Below are 18,898 nucleotides of genomic sequence, written 5' to 3'. Positions count from 1 at the left end.
GAACTGTATAGGCTGATAAATAAATGATAGCTGGATTTGACTATGGTACTTCTAATTGCGCGATATCAGCTATTTCAGGTGACACTCAAGAGGTTGGCCTTGTTGAGTTAGAGCAAGGTAAATGCTTTGTACCTTCAACTTTGTATGCTCTAGAGCGTGAACTGATTGTTGAATCTGTGGCGCTGAATATTAAAGATGCCAACTATAAATCTGAGTTTCTTCAGAATCGTAAGAACCAGTTAAACATGGCTCAAAGGGTGAGGCGAGAAGCTGATATACAACAGGATGAGCAAAGCTTGTTCTTTGGGCGTGATGCTTTTGCCCAATATTTAGCTCAGCCTGATGAAGGCTACTTTGTAAAATCTCCTAAATCTTTCTTAGGTGGAAGTGGCTTTAGAGCAGAGTTCATTCATTTCTTTGAAGATGTTGTGACTGCTATGATGCAAAACATTAAGCAGCAAGCAGAGCAGAGTTTAGGCCACGAATTACTTCATACAGTTGTTGGTCGTCCTGTCAATTTTCAAGGCATTAATGCGGATAACGCTAACCGACAAGCGTTAGATATTTTAACAACCTCAGCTAAACGTGCTGGTTTTAAGTCTGTTGAGTTTCTGTACGAACCGATTGCTGCAGGTTTAGCGTTTGAGAGCCGTCTAGAAGATGATAAAACCGTATTAGTAGTAGATATTGGTGGTGGTACGAGTGACTGTGCCATGGTTCGTATGGGTCCAAATTACCGTAATAAACTTGATCGTTCAGCTGATTTTCTTGGTCATACAGGTGAAAGAGTCGGCGGTAATGACTTGGATATTCAACTAGCAGGCAAAAACCTTATGCCTTTATTTGGTATGGAATCTAGCTTGAAAAACGGTCTTCCTATGCCAACGCAAGTTTTTTGGGATGCGGTAACAACTAATGACGTAAGTGCTCAAGCAAGTTTTAATAGTTTGCAAACACAAGTACATCTTGAGCAAATGTATCGTGATGCGAAAGAGCCAAATTTATTAGAGCGTTTTATAAACTTGCGAGAAGAAAAGCAAAACTTTCATCTTGTTAGAGATGCAGAGCAATGCAAAATTGCTTTGTCTGATAATTTGATTCATACCTTAGATTTAGATTATGTTGAATCTGGCTTAACTTGTGATGTTTCTCGTGACAGCTATGCGGATCGCATTCAGCCTCCTTTAACAAAAATGCTGAACCTAATGGAAGATGTAGTAAAGCAAGCTGGTGTACAACCGGATCTTGTCTTTGTGACTGGTGGTTCTGCTCAATCACCAGTGATTAGAGAAGCAATTGCTCAAAGGTTAGGACAGGTTGAGATTCTTGATGGGGATCATTTTGGTAGTGTGGCCGCAGGGCTAGGAGTCTGGGCTAACAAAATTTACGCCTAGGGAAGCTGCTATTATCTTAAACCCTTTAACGTGATATTAATGTTAATGGGTTTAAGCTATTAAGTCATGATTCTATATCGAGTTCGGTCTGCACCGCTTTAACACCACAAAACATCATCACTAGGTTTCTCATGCCAGTATCTATATCTAGGGCGTGAAGACCCTTAATAGTTTGATCAACTAACGCCATATAGCGCTGCATATAGTTTAAAGTATTAATATTATGACGGCTTAGGGCACTTTCATAAAAAGGGATACGCTTGTCCCAAATTCTTTGTTTTTGGCAGGCCTGCCTAACTGGCATGCTGGTACTTGCTTGAACCAGTTTATCTAATGTTTGTATCTCGCGATTCAGTAACCAAAGTAGGATGTTGTTATCAACCCCTTCAGCACTTAATTGCTGTAAGCAGTGTAATGATTCTTTCACTTTACCCATGAGAATTCGATCACTTAAATCATAAACTGAATAGCGACTACTATCAGAAACAGATTCAGCTATCATTTGTTCATCAATCTTGCTTCCAGGACCATGGGTTAAGACGAGTTTTTCAAGCTCTTGTGATAGAGCAAGTAGGTTGCCTTCATTACGCTCACAGATCAAAGCAGCGGCGTCACGAGTCAGACTTAGCTCTAAACTAGTGGCTCTCTTTTGTAGCCATTGACCAAGGCGGTTGCTTTCAACAGGCCATATTTGAACAAAAACACCTTGTGATTCAAGCTTGGTGAACCACTTAGTTTTTTGGCTGCGGCCATCTAATTTAGGTAAGGTAAGCAAAATAATATTATCTGTGCTTAGTTCATTTCCTAATTGAGTTAAGGCTTTAGTATGTTTCTCTGAAAGTTTGTCAATTTGTATATCGAACAGACGCTGAGAAGAGAATAGAGACAGAGCTTGGTTTTCTTGGATAACTTCTTGCCAATCAAACTGGGCATCAGCGACAAATCGTAAGCGCTCGTCTATGCCCTTGCTTGGGAGTATACGGCGAATAGCATCACTGGCTTCTTGAACCAACAAAGTTTCATCACCAGAGATAATATAAATCGGGTGAATTTGCTTATTAATCGTTTGTTCAATTTGCTCTGTTTTAACTTTCATCTAATGGTTTTCTTAAGCTTATTCTGCTGATGTTATAAAGGGGAATAAGCGAGGTCGTTTACTAGCTGTTTTGCTAGATCTTCCGCCATATCTTGCATTTGCTCTTTATTGTAAGCAAGCACAGTATCGTCGCTGGCATCCTGATTAGATAAGGTTCTTGATAGGGTTACTATGCGAGGCCCATACAAAGATTTTCCAGTATTATTACGAATAAAGTAACTTACCTTTAAGGTTCTTTCTCTTTCAGTGACATCATTATTGCTAGCGGTTGATAAGGCTCTATCGGTAAAAGTGATTTTTAGGACTTTTAGTTCAAGTACTGAATCATCAACTTGGGCATCTTCATCAATAATGGAAACATCAGCAAGAATAAGCGCTTTATTAAGCGATTGATTAAAACTTGGCATCTCACTTTGGGAGTTAAGTTTAAGATTTTTAAGGGCAAGAGGGATGGGCACTTGTCCTTTTAGATGGAAACCACATGCACTAATGAATAGTGCAATAAAACCAATGATGAATGCTTTCGTACTGAATGATATGGATTGCTTTTTGAGCTGAGTAAAGGCCATTTATTTATCCCAATATAGAATGAGAGAGGGTGAGAAACAGATTCTCACCCTCTAGCCGTACTAGTTTGCGACTATGTTTACTAGTCGACCAGGTACTACGATGACTTTGCGAACAGTCTTGCCTTCAATAAACTTAATAACATTTTCGTTAGCAAGTGCTAAGGCTTCAATTTCATCGTTGCTTGCATTGGCAGATACAGACATTTCTGCGCGTTTTTTACCTAATACTTGGACTACGATTGTAAGCTCATCTTTGATAAGAGCGCTTTCATCAACTTTTGGCCAAGGCGCATCTACAACGTTAGTCTTATGACCTAGTGCTCCCCATAACTCGTGAGAAATGTGTGGCACGATTGGAGAAAGACATAAGGTTGCAGCTTCTAGTGCTTCTTGCTCTACCGCTAATCCAAGCTCTGATTTGTCTTCGAACTTGCTGATTTCATTACATAATTCCATCAGTGCAGCAATAGCCGTATTAAAGGTCTGACGACGTTCAATATCATCTGTCACTTTTGCAATGGTTTCATGTGTTTTACGTCGTAGCGCTTTTTGGTCTGAGGTTAGCTTGCTTGTATCAAGTTCACCGACTGTACCTGCATTAGTGTGGCGGTAAGCCAGAGACCATAAACGGCGTAGGAAACGAGAAGAGCCATCAACACCCGCATCATTCCATTCAAGTGATTGCTCTGGCGGCGCAGTGAACATGATAAATAGACGTACTGTGTCAGCACCGTACTTCTCAATCATTTCTTGAGGGTCCACTGTGTTGCCTTTAGATTTAGACATCTTAGTACCATCTTTATTCACCATACCTTGAGTAAGTAGGCGTTTAAATGGTTCGTTAGATGTGACTAGACCTGCATCACGAAGTAGTTTGTGGAAAAAACGAGCATAAAGTAAGTGCAAGATTGCGTGTTCAACACCACCGATATATTGGTCAACAGGAAGCCAGTAGTTTGCTTCTTCTGTTAGCATCATCTCATCACTTTCAGGGCTGCAATAACGAGCATAATACCAAGAGGATTCCATAAAGGTGTCAAAGGTATCTGTTTCACGTTCAGCCGCCATGCCATCAAACTCAATGGCAGAAAATTCTGGGTTGTTTTTGATTGGAGAGTTAACACCATCCATCACAACGTCTGTTGGAAGTTCAACAGGCAGTTGATCTGCAGGTACGGTTTTAACTTCGCCATTTGGCATGTTAATCGTTGGGATTGGTGTTCCCCAATAACGCTGACGGCTAACACCCCAGTCACGCAGACGGAAGTTAACTTTAATGTCACCTATACCTTGGGTTTTCATCCATTCACTTACCGCCTTAAATGCAGCACTGAAATCTAAACCATCAAATTCGCCAGAATTACATAGAATTCCTTTTTCTGTGTAAGCAGCTTTAGTTAAATCAATCTCTTCATTTGCAGCTGTGATAACTTGCTTGATTGGTAAACCATAGGCATTTGCGAATTCAAAGTCTCTTTGATCGTGAGCGGGTACAGACATTACTGCGCCTGAACCATAATCCATCAAGACAAAGTTAGCGGCATAAACTGCAATTTCATCACCAGTAATTGGATGAATGGCTTTAAAGCCAGTATCCATACCTTTTTTCTCCATTGTCGCCATATCAGCTTCTGTTGTAGAAGTCTTCTTACAGTCAGCAATAAAGTTTGCAAGCTCTGGGTTTGTCTCAGCGGCTTCTAGAGTAAGAGGGTGCTCTGTTGCTACTGCCATGTAAGTCACACCCATAATTGTATCTGGGCGTGTTGTGTAAACACTGATTCTATCTTCGTTCTTGTCACCTTTGCCTTTGATTGCAAAGCTGAACTCTAACCCTTCTGAACGACCAATCCAGTTACGCTGCATGGCTTTTACTTTTTCTGGCCATTCATCTAGTTGATCTAGATCGTCCAATAACTCTTGTGCGTAATCTGTAATACGGATGAACCATTGTGGAATTTCTTTTCTTTCAACTGTTGTACCACAACGCCAGCAACCACCATCTTCAACCTGCTCATTAGCTAGTACCGTTTTATCATGTGGGCACCAGTTAACTGCTGAAGTTTTTTTGTACGCCATGCCTTTTTCAACAAGTTGAGTGAAAAACCATTGTTCCCAACGGTAATACTCTGGTGTACATGTCGCAATTTCTCTATCCCAGTCATAACCAAAACCAAGTTGCTTAAGTTGGTCTTTCATATAAGCAATGTTTTCTTTGGTCCATTTGGCTGGCGCAGTTTGGTGTTTGATCGCTGCATTTTCAGCAGGAAGACCAAAAGCATCCCAACCCATAGGCTGGAGAACATTTTTACCCTGCATACGCTGGTAACGAGAAATAACGTCACCTATGGTGTAGTTACGCACATGACCCATGTGAAGACGACCACTTGGGTATGGGAACATGGAAAGGCAATAGAACTTTTCCTTGTTGCTATCTGCAACCGCTTTAAATACTTTATTTTCGTCCCAGAATGACTGAGCGATACTTTCTATGTTTTGCGGATTATATTGTTCTTGCATGACGGTAAAATTGTCCCATTTTGGCTTGATAAGAGCGCTTTAGATTCAAGCCTAGTGTTAATTATCGATAGAATTGTTAATTGTGAGCTATTTTATATAGATGAGGCACTAATTAGAAGGCACAAGAGGGTCTAGTTATGAAATCAGATAAAAAAGAAAGCAAAACCAATGAGGGAATCGTAAAAGAGACACGAAAAACACTGGAAGCGGCTAAATCATGGGTGGTTGATGATGCACATCTTGCTACAGCATATTGGCATCATAAGATGGGATACATGGAAGCTTGGGTGTCTGCTCATTGGCATTTGGTACTTGAAAAGGGGCATGATGCACTAGAAGATCTTGAAGAAATTGAAGACTTAGGTTTGTTGTGGTTGGTTGATCATGTTAATCAAAACCCAGTTCCTTTAGCCCATTGTCATACGGCAGGTAGTCGTTGTGAAGCAGGAGAGTATTTATGTATGTCTTGCAATCAAAATCAGACATTAGAAATAAGTACTGAATTAGAGGTTTGTGATAACTGCGGTTATGGTGTGTTCTCAAATCACCCTAAGTCTGCTGAAGAATGATTTAAATCACAGTTAGGCTCACATTTTACTAGATGAGACTCATCTGGTGAACCAGCTTGAATTGATGGAAGACAAAAGCCCTAAAACATCCCCCCAAGGTTTGCACAGATAACCTTTGCTATATTACTCTTGCTCTTGAAAAATGGTTTCAAGGATAGAAACTGCCGCTATAAATTGAAGGATGCCTCCTCTTTGTTATCCCTTGCTGCCATTTCATGTCGGCTAAGCCGAGTTCTCAGCTTTCTATCCCCCTAAAATTTATGTGCGGCTGAATAGAGCATGTTTTTTATGCTTGTTAATAAGGATATTAATTATGAAAATGAGCCAACCGCAAAATGTTGCGGTCATATCTCAAAGCGCAAAGCCTAGAGAAGCGTATTTTAACCTTGCTAGGTTTAACCCTGTTTTACTCTTATCTTCTGCTGTCATACTGACTGTCTTACTTGTGTGCCTCTTTGCTCCTGAATGGGCTAAAGGTATTTTTGTGGGAGGTAGACGTTGGTCTGTGATACATCTTGATTGGCTCTTTATGCTAAGTGCAAATCTATTGCTTAGCTTTAGCTTAGTCTTGGCTGTTTCGCCTTTAGGTAAAAGAAGGTTAGGTTCTGAGTCTGTACAGTTTTCAAATTTCGCATGGTATTCAATGATTGTAATGACAGGCGTTGGCTTAACCTTGGTATTCTGGGGAGTAACCGAGCCTGCTGCATTTTATACTGATTGGTGGGGAGTGCCTTTTAACCAAGAGGCGAGGAGCCAGGAAGCGGAGAACCTGGCATTGGCTGCCAGTTTATACCACTGGGGCTTACATCCTTGGGCTATCTATACTGTCATGGGGCTAGCCATTGCTTATGCTACATATAACAAGGGCTTACCTTTAAAGTTTAGTTCTATTTTTTATCCATTTTTAAAACAACAAACACACAGGTTAAGTGGAAATGTGCTTGATACCTTGGCTGTGGTGGCAACCGTATTTGGGGTTGCCACCACTATGGGACTAGGGGCAAGACAAGCGGCTAAATCCTTAGAATATTTATATGCCATACCTAATACCCTGATCAGTCAGAGTGTTTTGATTCTTGTTGCAAGTCTTCTTCTCTTTTTAGTTATGCACTTGGGGTTAGTAAAAGGGATTAAAAAATTCAGTTTGGCTAATTTGATTTTAGCTTGTGTATTTGCGCTTGCGCTAGTTATGTTAGCTGGCTTAACTAATGCCTTGTCAGTGTTAGGTATTACGGCTTTTGAGTATGCGAACAACTTTATTGCCTTCAGCCAGTGGTCAGAACGAACTGATCTTAAGTTTTTCCATGGCTGGACTATTTTTTATTGGATTTGGTGGTTTTCTTGGGCGCCTTTTATTGGTTTGTTTATTGCCCGAATTTCAAAAGGTCGCAGTATTAGAGAATGTGTTTTTGCAATTCTTATTATTCCAAGTCTGTTTTCATTGTTTTGGTTTAGCGCTATAGGTGGTATTGGTCTAGAGCAAATATCTCAAGGCATTGGATCGATAATGGAGCCGAGATTATCACCAACTACTGCCTTATTTAAAATGTTAGAAATATTGCCATTTACTCAAGTGCTGGCTTTTATTGGAATAGTGCTTGTGCTGATTTGCTTTGTATCTACAAACAATGCGTCTGTCTATTCGCTTGAGTTGTTAACAAGAAATACTAAGCAGATTAGAAGCAAAAAAGTGAGTCAGTTTTGGGTTCTAATTCAAGTTTGTGTTGCATTAAGCTTATTAGTGTTTGGTGGTAAAAAAGCCCTTGAATCAGCCCAATCAGCATCACTACTTATAGGTGTTTTATTATGCTTTCTGCTGTTAATTGCCAGTGTAGGTTTGATTTATAATCTCAAAAAAGACAAGCTCTAGAGTCCATTAGACTGACAAAAAATGCCAATAAAAGAAAAGCCAAGGTTAAAGCACCTTGGCTTTTTAGCTTCAATCTTTAGCTTTGATTACGTAATAGAGTAGATATAAAGCTATGAGTGAAAAAAGGAAACTCAGCACAATGAGGTTGCCGTAAGTAACATAGGGAGTAATACCTTTTAAAAGTTTTACGTCTGCAGTTAGGCTTGAGCGAGTAAATTGTGGTAGCTGTTTTATAATGTTGCCTTTCTCATCCATAATTGCCGTAACACCGGTATTTGTTGCCCTGATTAAATATCGGCTACTTTCTTTGGCTCTAAATTGAGCTATCTGTAGGTGTTGTAAGGGTCCTATGGACTCACCAAACCAACCATCATTGCTCACCGTTAATAAGACATCACTGTCTCTCACCATATTTCGCACTAGGTCTGGATAAACAATTTCATAACAAATAAAGCTAGATATTGCCCATTCGTCAATTTGTAAGCTTGGTTGGTTAATCTCCCCTTTTTGGAATGAGGTCATTGGTTGTCCGAAGATATCAAAAACTGGACCGAGTAAATCTTGAAAGGGAATGTACTCGCCAAAAGGAACAAGTTTTTGCTTAAGGTATAAGCCAAAACCATCACCGAATGTCCAAAGGCCATTATAGAAACTGCCTTGGCCAATGTCTTTATCGGGGGATTGAGTAAAAACAGGAACACCCGTGATTAAGCTGGTATTAGACTCTTTTAATACTTTATCGAACGGGGCTAAAAAGGGTGCCACTTGATGATGTAAATAGGTGATGGCGGTTTCTGGCCAAACAATGAGGTCACTATCAAGGTGCTCTAGACTTGCTGCCTGATAATAGTCGAGAGTTGGCCCAGCGTTCTCGGGTAACCACTTTTCATCCTGCTTAATATTGCCTTGAATTAAGGTTGTTTTTAACTTGCCAATTTCCTGACCAAATTCGATAGGGGTGTTGTGAAGATACAAGCTTGTTCCCCACGCAAGCAATATTGTAATACCTAAGAGGGATTGTTTTTTTAATCCCTCAAAAAAAGCGGCGGCAGGGAAACTAAAGGTCAAAATGGCGAGGCTGGTTAACAGCCATATCCCACCAATAGGTGATAACTCGAATGCCCACGTTGTATGTAAGCTATAGCCAGGTAATAACCAAGGGAAACCTGTAAATAAAGTACTTCTCAGGTATTCAGATAAAAGTAGGCTGACAGTGAAAACGAGACTAATTGGCCAGTGTTGAAATCTTGTTATGAGTTTCCAAGTTAGGCTGAAGGCAAGTGCATAAAAGCTTGCCAATACAGCGACAAAGGCGAGAGTAATCAGAACTGAGAGGAGCCAGCCTATTTGCCCATAAGTGGCAATACTGACATAAACCCATGAAATACCAGCGCCAAAAAAACCTAACCCTAACGCGAGACCACTTCTAAAAGCTGTTTTTAATGTATCTGCTTGTTTGATAAACCAAATACTAGAACAGATGCTAATGGCATAAGCTGGCCAAAAATTAAAGGGAGCGAAGGCTAATACGCCAAAGACACCGCTTAATAAGGCAAATAAGTAATTAACTTTATTGCCATATTTTGCTTTGCATTGGTTAATGAGCTCGCCACATTTCGTTAGCAGATTAAGAGGAAATGTATGAGTTGTTAAACGTCCATGTTTCATTATTAATTAGGCAAAATCTTCAGCTTCAGGAAAAGTCACCTGTAACGTTTTCACACGACGACCATCTGATTTCACAACTGTGAAGTTAATATCGTCAATTGCGATTTCCTCTCCACGACTTGGTACATGGCCAAACTGTTGAACTATAATGCCGCCAATAGTATCAAACTCTTCTTCACTGAATTGTGTTTTAAAGTACTGGTTAAAATCTTCAACCGCATAAAGTGCTGGTACATGGTATGTGCCCGGAGACTCAAGCTTTTGCACATCTTCATTTTCTAACTTGTCAGTTTCATCTTCGATTTCACCAACAATCTGTTCTAGAACATCTTCGATTGTCACTAAACCAGAAACACTGCCATATTCATCTAATACAATCGCCATGTGATAGCGCTTGGTACGAAACTCATTTAACAGTACATTTAAGCGTTTACTTTCAGGAATAAAGTTAGCTTCTCTTAATCTTTCTAAAAAGTCTTCATTAGTGACTTCGCCTTCATTAAAAAGAAGAGGAAGTAAATCTTTTGCTAGTAATACACCTAATATTTCATCGGAATCTTCACCCACAACAGGAAAACGCGAGTGTGATGATTCAATGATTTTTCTCAAGGTTGTTTTTGGGTCATCATCTGACTTGACTACCACCATCTGAGAAGGGGGGATCATTATGTCTCTTACTTGAACCTCGGATACCTCAAGTGCGCCTTCGATAATTGTGAATGCATCCTTGTCGATAACTTCTGATTGAACAGAAGCTTCCAGTAGATTGATAATATCTTCTCTACTTTTTGGTTCATCATTAAAAGCCTGACTTAGGCGCTCAAACCATGATTTTGGCTGTTGATCGTTTGAGGGACTCGATCGGTCTTCGCTCATAGTAGTCTGATCTCACTCATTTATCAGATAGGGATTAGGAATGTTTAATTGCGCTAGTATGCTTATTTCTAAGCTTTCCATTTCTTGCGCATCATCTTCATTTATATGGTCATAACCAAGTAAATGCAAGGTACCATGAATTACCATATGTGCCCAATGATGAAATAAGGTTTTATTTTGATCTTTTGCTTCAAGTTCAACAACCTGCTTGCAAATGATGAGATCACCCAAAAGTGGGATTTCTATTCCTTCGGGCACATCAAAAGGAAAAGACAATACATTGGTTGATTTGTCTTTTCCTCTATATTGATGGTTAAGCTGTTGGCTTTCTTCTTCATCAACAATACGCACTGTTAATTCGAAAACAGTGCCGTTTTGAGAAAGTGCTGGTGCAATCCAGTTTGCAAAGTCTTGTTCACTGGGTAGGTTATCAGTGTTCTCACTTGCAAGTTGTAAATCGAGATCTAGGTTTGTCATCTTATTCACTGTCTGCATTTAGCATTTCTGCTTTTTCTTGTTGAGCTTTGATATTGGCTGCTTTTTTTGCTTCGCGCTCTTTTTCTTGCTCTTCATCAAAGGCATCATAAGCTTCAACAATGCGTTGTACAAGTGGGTGTCTGACAACATCCATTGAACTAAATTGAGTCATGCTAATGCCTTTGACATTATCCAAGACGTGCATGGCATGAGCTAGTCCAGACGAGGTGCCTCTTGGTAGATCAACCTGAGTTCTATCACCAGTAATAACGGCGGTTGAACCAAAGCCTATACGAGTCAAAAACATCTTCATTTGTTCTCTTGTCGTATTTTGAGATTCATCAAGAATAATAAATGCATTATTCAGTGTTCGTCCACGCATGAAGGCTAAAGGTGCAATTTCAATAACATTTTTCTCAATAAGCTTATCAACTAGTTCAAAGCCGAGCATTTCATACAAGGCGTCATAGAGAGGGCGTAAATAAGGGTCGATTTTCTGGGTAAGATCACCCGGCAAAAAGCCTAGTTTTTCACCTGCTTCTACGGCAGGACGAACCAACATAATTCGTTCGACTCTATCGCTTTCTAATGCTTCTACTGCGCAAGCTACTGCTAGATAGGTTTTACCTGTACCAGCAGGGCCAATACCAAAATTAATATCATTCTGGCGGATTTGCTTAACATAGCCCTGTTGGTTACGACCTTTTGCCTTTACATGTAGTTTACGTGTTTTAATTGTTTGGAATTCAGGTGTGCTGTCTTTTGACGATAAAGCCTCTACCGCAGATTCTTGTAAAAACAAATGAATCATTTGCGGGCTTAAATCGGCTTCAACCAATGCTTCACGGTACAAATTTTCAAGCAAGGTTTTACAGCTTGATAAAGCCTTTTTATCAGCACCTGTGATGGTAAAAAGCTCTCCACGATAACCTATCTCTACTTCAAGTCTTTCTTCGATAAGCTTTAAATTACTATCAAGTTGACCACAAAGGTTAGCGAGTGCTGCAGCTTGTGCAGGCTGCAGTCTTGTATGTAGGGTTGCTAGTGTGTCCAAGAGTTACCTTAAAACGAAAATGAATGTTAAAAATTAAGCTAGTTCAAACTCTAATTCTAGTTCAGAGCTGATCATCTCACCTAATAAAGAATTAGGATAAGCGTTAGTGATAATAACGTCTGCAAATTTACCAACAAGCTGAGGTTCGACAGCCGAGAAGTTAACAATTCGGTTGTTTTCAGTTCTACCTTGCATTTGTCCTGGGTCTCTGGGCGAATAGCCACTGACAAGAATACGTTGGGTTGTGCCTATCATAGCTTGGCTATAGTCGTAGGCATGCTGTTTGATACGACGTTGAAGTATCGCTAGGCGCTGCTTTTTCACGTCTTCAGAAATGTTATCTTCTAAATCAGATGCTGGAGTGCCTGGTCTTTGGCTGTAAATAAAGCTAAAGGAGTGGTCAAACCCGATTTCTTGAATCAGATTCATAGTATCAATAAAGTCTTCATCGGTTTCGCCTGGGAAGCCAATAATAAAGTCTGACGATAAGCTAATCCCTGGGCGCGCTTCTTTAATTCGATTAATTTTATCGATATAAGATTGTCTGTCATGACCGCGTTTCATTGCTTTTAGAATGTTGTCAGCACCGCTTTGAACAGGCAAGTGCAAGTGGCTGACTAGTTTTGGAATGTTTCTAAACGCTTCTATTAAGCTGTCAGTAAACTCAACCGGGTGAGATGTTGTAAATCGAATACGTTCCACCCCATCAATTTGAGCAATTGCACTGATAACATCTGCAAGATCAGACTCTATGCCATCTGCGTCTGTACCTCTATAGGCGTTTACATTTTGGCCAAGTAGGTGGATTTCACGAACACCTTGTTCTGCCAGCTGCATTACTTCAACAAGTATATCTGTGAAAGGCCTGCTTACTTCTTCGCCACGTGTGTAAGGTACAACGCAGAAAGTACAGTATTTACTACAGCCTTCCATAATAGATACAAATGCTTCAGCGCCCTCAACCTTTGGTGCTGGAAGGTGGTCAAACTTTTCAATTTCAGGAAAAGTGACATCCGTAATAGGGATGGAATTCGCCGCAGCATCAACCATTTCTGGTAATTTGTGTAAAGTTTGAGGGCCAAAAATCATATCAACATGTTTGGCCCTTTTACGGATTGAGTCACCTTCTTGGCTGGCAACACAACCACCAACGCCAATCTTTAAATCTGGATTCTTATCTTTTAGCTTTTTCCAGCGACCAAGTTGATGGTAAACCTTATCTTGTGCTTTTTCTCGAATAGAACAGGTGTTTAAAAGAAGCACATCTGCTTCTTCTGCGTTATCTGTAAGCTCCATTTCGTGACTATCGCCAAGTAAATCTGCCATACGAGATGAATCATATTCATTCATTTGGCACCCATGGGTCTGGATGAAAAGTTTTTTTGCCATTGTGATGTTAAGAACCGCGTAATTAATCTAGATAAAAAGGTGTCAGTTAGACTTGGTCGACATTATATGGAGCTTTGCTTTAGAAACCTAGACTAGAATACTAAACATTGTGTTTTTCTTAATATTTATGAAATGGGTCTTCATTAGGGTCGCTAGCTTGAACTCCTTATAAATTGGCTATTTATATGATGATTAAAATAATTATGTGTTTTGGATTCGCCTTTTAGTCGTGTAAAAACAAGAAAAACTACACATTAAGATCTAGTCTTGAAATATAAGAATAGGATTATAGGTATCAGTTTTCTCATTTTATCTGAATGGTGGATCTATTATGGGGCAAGTAGTTTGCAAAAACTTTTCTTCTTTAGATCATGAACTAAAGAAAGATTTGGTTGAATGTTATAAGGAAGCTCAGTTAGAAATTGAGGAAATTATCAATGATATTGAGGATCAGGGGTTTGCTTTTGATAAGTTAGATACGCTATTTAGATCACTGCATAGCATGAAGGGGAATTGCTCAGTATGTTTTCTTGACCCTCTTGTGGAGGTGCTTCATAAGTTAGAAGAAATCGTTGATGGAATGCGAGGAAGGTACATTGCTTATACCGTTTCCTTGGGTGAGTTAACGAATACTGTCATTGAAGAGGTTGGCGAAATCCTGCTAGAGATTTTTAATTCTCATGTCGTTGAAGATAATCAATTAACTTTAATGAGAGAAAAGCTGACCGAGTTATATGATTTAGAAGATGATGCTTTAAGGGAGAGTAAAGCAGAAGAAATATTGTCACTTTTGACAACGGAAGAGAGTCAAGATACTAAAGATGAGGATAAGGATGCCCTATTAGTAAAAGTTGAATTTACAACTGAACAAAGTAACGACATTGAACAGTTTAAAGCCTTGTCAGCCAAGCTAAATCGATTATTAGGTTACTCTCCTGAAAGAGGTGAACGAATCGTGAAATTGTGTCTCTTGATCAATAACGATTTAGCTAACCCTGTTGATGCTGCTCAATTAAGCGCCGCCGCTTATATGCATGGTATGGGGAGAGCCTTAGTGTTAAAAGCCCGTGATGATGAGCAAGCGAGAATAGCGGCAGAAAAAAACCATCCCATTGTAGGAGCCAAACTTTTAAGTAAGCATCCAGGGTGGGAGGAGGCTGTAGTGATTGTTAAAAGTCATGAAGAGCGCTTTGATGGGACGGGTTTTCCAGAAGCCTTAGTTGGTTCTTTAATTCCACCAGGTGCTTTTGTTTTGTCTATGGCGGTTAAATTCATTGATCTTGTTTGGGGCGCTTCGGGCAATGAATATAAATCGAGCGCTATGAAGGCAGTACAAAAAATTAACTTCGAGAGTGGGAAGCAATTTCCGCCTCATTTTATTGATGTGTTTAATCAAACGATTAGAAAAGTGTTAGTCGCCAAAAATCGGTAAGCATGAAAAAAGCCAGCAGTTTGCACATGCTGGCTTTTTAAAAGTGCAGAATTATTGCGGTAAAGCTTCTTGATCAGCTAAATCTTGAGTTAACTTATCAATCAAAGACTGCTTTAAAGTAAGCTGTTGTTGTAAAGACTCGATTCTTTCTCTGAGTACTTCCTGTTGTTTGTTTGCTTCAGCTAGAGATGTTTCCTCTTGGCTAAGCTTGTTTTGGCTAGCTTCAAGTTTTGCTTTTAAACTGGCTACTTCATTTTCAAGTCGTGTCGCATTATCTGTATTGGTTAGCTCTTCAATCAGGTCGACAATCATATCTTTCTGAACGCGTACAGGTTTGTCTCTAAAGTCTGATCCATCGATTGCTTTAGATATTTCAAGTAAACGGTTTTCAACTTCCAGAGCAACCGCTTCAAACTTAAGGTTAGAGGTAGATCTTAAACGCTGAACTTCATTGGCAATTTGTGTCGTGTGATCAATTTCAAACTTCACTTTTTTAGTCGCAGCAAGAATAACCTCTTGGTTACGTGCATTATTTTCTACTTCGCTGGTCGCCAAGGTCAATTCTGCTGTTACCTTGTTATAGCTAATAGGGGCGAGTGTTGCTATACCACTTTTCTTAAGTTGAGCCGCTTCTTTTTCTAATGGTTCGATGTTTACTTTAAGAACGACTCTTATTTCAAGTTTTTTTGCTGTATTTAAAAATGCTGCCTGTTTGTTTTGAGCATCACCAATATCGTTATCCGCAACATAGGCAAATAAGGCAACATAGGCATTTTTAACGGTACGGTAGTTTTGTTTGAAATGTTTTTCCGCTTCAATGCTATCAAGGTATTCCATCTGATCAATTGAATCTGCCAGAATAGTGTCTGCCTTGTCTTTCAAGTCAAGTAGCTTGGCATGATTGACTTTTACGATAGCTAATTTTTCGTTGTACTCTTCAGCATAAGTACCAGATGAGAAAATAGAGTAATCTTTTACTGCTTTAGCTGGGTCATCAGCAAAGTCTTCATAAACATCAACCGCTTTTGCCCAAGAGCTTAATGTTTCTTTGTAAATGCTTTTTGAATATAGCTCTAGCGGTTCAATTTCCTTCATCTTGCCTAACCAAAGCTCATAATCAGCTTTGGCTGTATTATAAATGCTTTCTGCCTGAACGCTTTCATCCACAGGCGAAATACTGCCAGCAACTTCTGCAGGTTTAGTGCTTGAGCTTCCACATGCAGTTAAGGCGGCACCAGTTACAATGACTAATGCACATTTTTGAAATTTGTTCATATCATATCCCTAAAAAAGACATTTTATTCTTGGTTGATTTAGTAAAGGTTAACATTCTGAGACAAATGATTAAAAAGATATTTGATTATTTCTAGTGCTTATAAGTTAATGCCGATAAAGGCTTTAATCAAGATAGATTTTAACCCTAGCTTTAAATGTATAAGCTTTTAAATGTCCCGTGAAGAAGTTATAAAAAATTGTTTTAAGAGAGTTTCATTAAATTACATAAAATTAGCCAGTAAGTGCCTTGACCTTAATTTTTTCTTCTATTTTTAGTAAATGGATGTAAAAGGATGAGGCTATGCAAGTATATACAAAGAGTATTCTAGTTAAGTTGTTTGTTCCCGTTATTCTGATATTTATCATAATGGGAATGGTGCTAGTAACTTACTTTTCTTCTGCTATGCGGGAAAATGTTGAAGATAGTGCGTTACCTTCTGCTATTAGCACGGTGCAACAATATAAGACCATTCGTGGTTACTATACTAATAATGTTGTTAAGAAGGTGCTAGCTGGATCTGATATGAGACCGCACTTTGAACACAAGTCTAATGCTAATCAAATACCTTTACCTGCCACCTTTATACACGATCTTAGCGAAGAATTTTCAAAACAAGGCATGACACTAAAGTTATATAGCCAATTTCCTTTTCCAAACCGTAAAAACCGTCAACTTGATGAGTTTGGGTCTCAGGCTTGGTCTCAGCTCAATGATGATCCAAAAGCGACAGTTAGTCGGGTCGAAACAATTGATGGACGTGAGGTTGTTCGTGTTGCTCTAGCCGACACCATGACACAGCAAGGCTGCGTTAACTGTCATAACTCACATCCTGATACACCTAAAGTTGGTTGGAAGTTGGGGGATGTTAGAGGTGTACTTGAAGTTCAAATCCCAATAGATGAACAGATAGCGGCAGGCAATGCGCTCAATCTAAATCTAGTTAGTTTCTTAGTGATTACTCTTATTGTCTCTTTATTAGCACTTATGTTTACCTTTAAGCGTTTGGTTACTGTCAGACTAAACAGTGTCAGCCAAGCTTTACAAGGGATAGCAGACGGGAAAGGTAACCTCTCACAAAGACTTGATGTTTCTGTTAATGATGAACTTGGTGCAATTTCTACCGCGTTTAATAGTTTTATGGAGAAAATGGAAGCTTCTTTAAATGTGGTTGCTAGTCAAGTTGGAGGACTTGTAAACACTTCAAAATCTTTAGCGGGTGTTGCAGAGCGCTCACAACAAGGAATATTAAGGCAACAAGAAGAAACAGACTTAGTTGCAACTGCTATGAATGAAATGACGGCTACCGCCCAGCAAGTTGCGGAGTTAACGTCTAGTGCGTCCCAGAGCGCGCAACAAACGCAAATTGACGCAGAAAAGGGTAAGCAAGTTGTCGTCTCGAATATGCAAGCGGTTCAGGCATTGTCGAAAGAAATGCAATTGTCTGCTGATGTTGTCACCAAACTTGAGGCTGATAGTCAAAATATAGGTGGAGTGCTAGATGTGATTCGGGGTATTGCTGAACAAACTAATTTATTAGCACTGAATGCTGCAATAGAAGCTGCAAGGGCAGGAGAGCAAGGGCGTGGTTTTGCAGTGGTAGCAGATGAGGTAAGAACTCTAGCAAGCCGTACCCAAGCGTCTACTGAAGAAATACAGACAATGATCACACGACTTCAGGATGGAGCGAAAGAAGCAGTAACTACCATAGTAAGAGGGAATCAAAGCTTAAATTCAAGTTTAGAAAATGCGGATGAAACAAATGCTATGATTGAGAGTATTGCTCAATCAACAAAAAGTATTTATGACCTCAATAGTCAGATAGCAGCGGCGGCAGAAGAGCAGACTAGGGTAAGTGACGAGATAAACCGTAATATTAGTAACATTGTGGATGTCGCGGAAAACAACACCCATGATACTGAGCAATTATTAACCTCAGTAGATAAAATTGCTGATGCGGTTAAGTCTGTGAATCAACAATTAAAAGGGCTATCAGACGATTAAAATTAAACTAAATAAGGTACTTATTAATGTTAATAAGTGCCTTATTTGATAGGTCGATTAAAAAGAGAAAACTTAAAAAGGGCAAACCGCGATAAATTTAAGCCAAGCTGTAGTGAAAGGATGGCTAAACTCAAGGCGATAAGCGTGAAGGTGGAGACGTTCATCCGCTTTTGAACACATATCATCATAAAACTCATCACCTAAAATAGGGTGGTTCATACTCTGCATATGTACCCTTAGTTGATGTGACCTGCCTGTGATAGGAAAAAGGGCGACTCGACTATTTCTTCTGTCCCGATTAATTAGCTTCCAGTGAGTTGTTGCTGTTTTCCCCCACTCTCTATGTACCATTTGCCTTGGGCGATTAGGCCAATCACAAATAAGTGGTTTAGAGATAGTGCCTTCTTGAGCTAGAACCGGGCCTCTTAAAACTGCTCGATATTCTTTCTGAACACGTCTTTCACGAAAGTGTTCAGACAAACGTTTATGGCATTCCAAGGTTTTTGCCACAATAATTAGACCAGAAGTAGCGTAGTCAAGACGGTGTACCGCATGGGCTTCTCCAAATAGAGTAAAAGCCCTATGCGTAATACTGTCTTGTTTTTCTACCCCGCGTCCTGGAACAGATAAAAAGTTCGCTGGCTTATTAATAACAGCGAACCATTCATCTTCATAGAGAATATTGAGCATCTCGTTTGCAGGCATATTTA

General features: G+C 39.6%; 15 protein-coding genes. 5 read left to right on the top strand and 10 right to left on the bottom strand.

Annotated features, from left to right (window positions below; translation table 11 throughout):
* Window positions 1-23: 23 nt before the first annotated feature.
* Complete coding sequence (gene yegD / locus TW85_RS19355; RefSeq protein ID WP_046018795.1) at window positions 24-1,394, top strand: molecular chaperone; 1,371 nt, start codon at window positions 24-26, stop codon at window positions 1,392-1,394.
* Between the two features lie 64 nt (window positions 1,395-1,458).
* On the opposite strand, the gene holA is transcribed toward yegD, so the two are convergent.
* From holA to leuS, 3 genes are read right to left on the bottom strand one after another with little or no spacing between them, the layout of a single operon-like run.
* The gene (holA, locus tag TW85_RS19350) at window positions 1,459-2,490 is read right to left on the bottom strand and encodes a DNA polymerase III subunit delta (RefSeq protein WP_046018794.1); all 1,032 of its coding nucleotides are present in this window, start codon (window positions 2,488-2,490) and stop codon (window positions 1,459-1,461) included.
* 32 nt (window positions 2,491-2,522) lie between these two features.
* Entirely contained in the window at window positions 2,523-3,059 is a 537-nt protein-coding gene (lptE, locus tag TW85_RS19345; protein WP_046018793.1) for an LPS assembly lipoprotein LptE, read from the bottom strand.
* A 60-nt stretch (window positions 3,060-3,119) separates the two neighbouring features.
* Window positions 3,120-5,576, bottom strand: a complete 2,457-nt coding sequence (gene leuS / locus TW85_RS19340; protein WP_046018792.1) for a leucine--tRNA ligase — start codon at window positions 5,574-5,576, stop codon at window positions 3,120-3,122.
* A gap of 137 nt (window positions 5,577-5,713) precedes the next feature.
* On the opposite strand from leuS, the gene TW85_RS19335 reads away from it, so the two are divergent.
* Window positions 5,714-6,145 carry a hypothetical protein gene (locus tag TW85_RS19335; protein ID WP_046018791.1) on the top strand — a complete coding sequence of 144 codons (432 nt, stop codon included), beginning with the start codon at window positions 5,714-5,716 and terminating at the stop codon, window positions 6,143-6,145.
* A gap of 313 nt (window positions 6,146-6,458) precedes the next feature.
* Window positions 6,459-8,015 (top strand): BCCT family transporter, encoded by a 1,557-nt coding sequence (locus tag TW85_RS19330; protein ID WP_052702311.1) that lies wholly within the window; start codon window positions 6,459-6,461, stop codon window positions 8,013-8,015.
* Window positions 8,016-8,084: 69 nt separating this feature from the next.
* On the opposite strand, the gene lnt is transcribed toward TW85_RS19330, so the two are convergent.
* The 5 genes from lnt to miaB are packed head-to-tail and all read right to left on the bottom strand — an operon-like array spanning window position 8,085 to window position 13,479.
* Window positions 8,085-9,683 (bottom strand): apolipoprotein N-acyltransferase, encoded by a 1,599-nt coding sequence (gene lnt / locus TW85_RS19325; RefSeq protein ID WP_084616439.1) that lies wholly within the window; start codon window positions 9,681-9,683, stop codon window positions 8,085-8,087.
* A gap of 6 nt (window positions 9,684-9,689) precedes the next feature.
* Complete coding sequence (locus TW85_RS19320) at window positions 9,690-10,559, bottom strand: transporter associated domain-containing protein (protein WP_046018790.1); 870 nt, start codon at window positions 10,557-10,559, stop codon at window positions 9,690-9,692.
* A gap of 12 nt (window positions 10,560-10,571) precedes the next feature.
* Window positions 10,572-11,036, bottom strand: coding sequence for an rRNA maturation RNase YbeY (gene ybeY, locus TW85_RS19315; protein WP_046018789.1), 465 nt, complete (start codon window positions 11,034-11,036; stop codon window positions 10,572-10,574).
* A 1-nt stretch (window position 11,037) separates the two neighbouring features.
* Complete coding sequence (locus TW85_RS19310; RefSeq protein ID WP_046018788.1) at window positions 11,038-12,090, bottom strand: PhoH family protein; 1,053 nt, start codon at window positions 12,088-12,090, stop codon at window positions 11,038-11,040.
* Between the two features lie 33 nt (window positions 12,091-12,123).
* Entirely contained in the window at window positions 12,124-13,479 is a 1,356-nt protein-coding gene (gene miaB, locus TW85_RS19305) for a tRNA (N6-isopentenyl adenosine(37)-C2)-methylthiotransferase MiaB (protein ID WP_046018787.1), read from the bottom strand.
* Between the two features lie 331 nt (window positions 13,480-13,810).
* Between miaB and TW85_RS19300 the strand changes: the two genes are divergently transcribed.
* Window positions 13,811-14,911, top strand: a complete 1,101-nt coding sequence (locus TW85_RS19300; RefSeq protein ID WP_046018786.1) for an HD domain-containing phosphohydrolase — start codon at window positions 13,811-13,813, stop codon at window positions 14,909-14,911.
* A gap of 51 nt (window positions 14,912-14,962) precedes the next feature.
* Here the strand turns inward: TW85_RS19300 and TW85_RS19295 are convergent, their stop codons facing one another.
* A complete protein-coding gene (locus tag TW85_RS19295) occupies window positions 14,963-16,186 on the bottom strand; it encodes a hypothetical protein (RefSeq protein WP_052702310.1) in 1,224 nt (407 codons plus the stop codon).
* Between the two features lie 301 nt (window positions 16,187-16,487).
* Between TW85_RS19295 and TW85_RS19290 the strand changes: the two genes are divergently transcribed.
* Window positions 16,488-18,188 carry a methyl-accepting chemotaxis protein gene (locus TW85_RS19290; RefSeq protein WP_046018785.1) on the top strand — a complete coding sequence of 567 codons (1,701 nt, stop codon included), beginning with the start codon at window positions 16,488-16,490 and terminating at the stop codon, window positions 18,186-18,188.
* Window positions 18,189-18,260: 72 nt separating this feature from the next.
* Here the strand turns inward: TW85_RS19290 and TW85_RS19285 are convergent, their stop codons facing one another.
* Window positions 18,261-18,893, bottom strand: coding sequence for an RluA family pseudouridine synthase (locus TW85_RS19285; protein ID WP_046018784.1), 633 nt, complete (start codon window positions 18,891-18,893; stop codon window positions 18,261-18,263).
* Window positions 18,894-18,898: the final 5 nt, after the last annotated feature.

Source organism: Marinomonas sp. S3726 (genome assembly GCF_000967665.1).
Taxonomy (GTDB): Bacteria; Pseudomonadota; Gammaproteobacteria; order Pseudomonadales; family Marinomonadaceae; genus Marinomonas.
The sequence above is the reverse complement of the archived record's forward strand: the minus strand, read 5'-3'. Positions and strand labels throughout refer to the sequence as shown.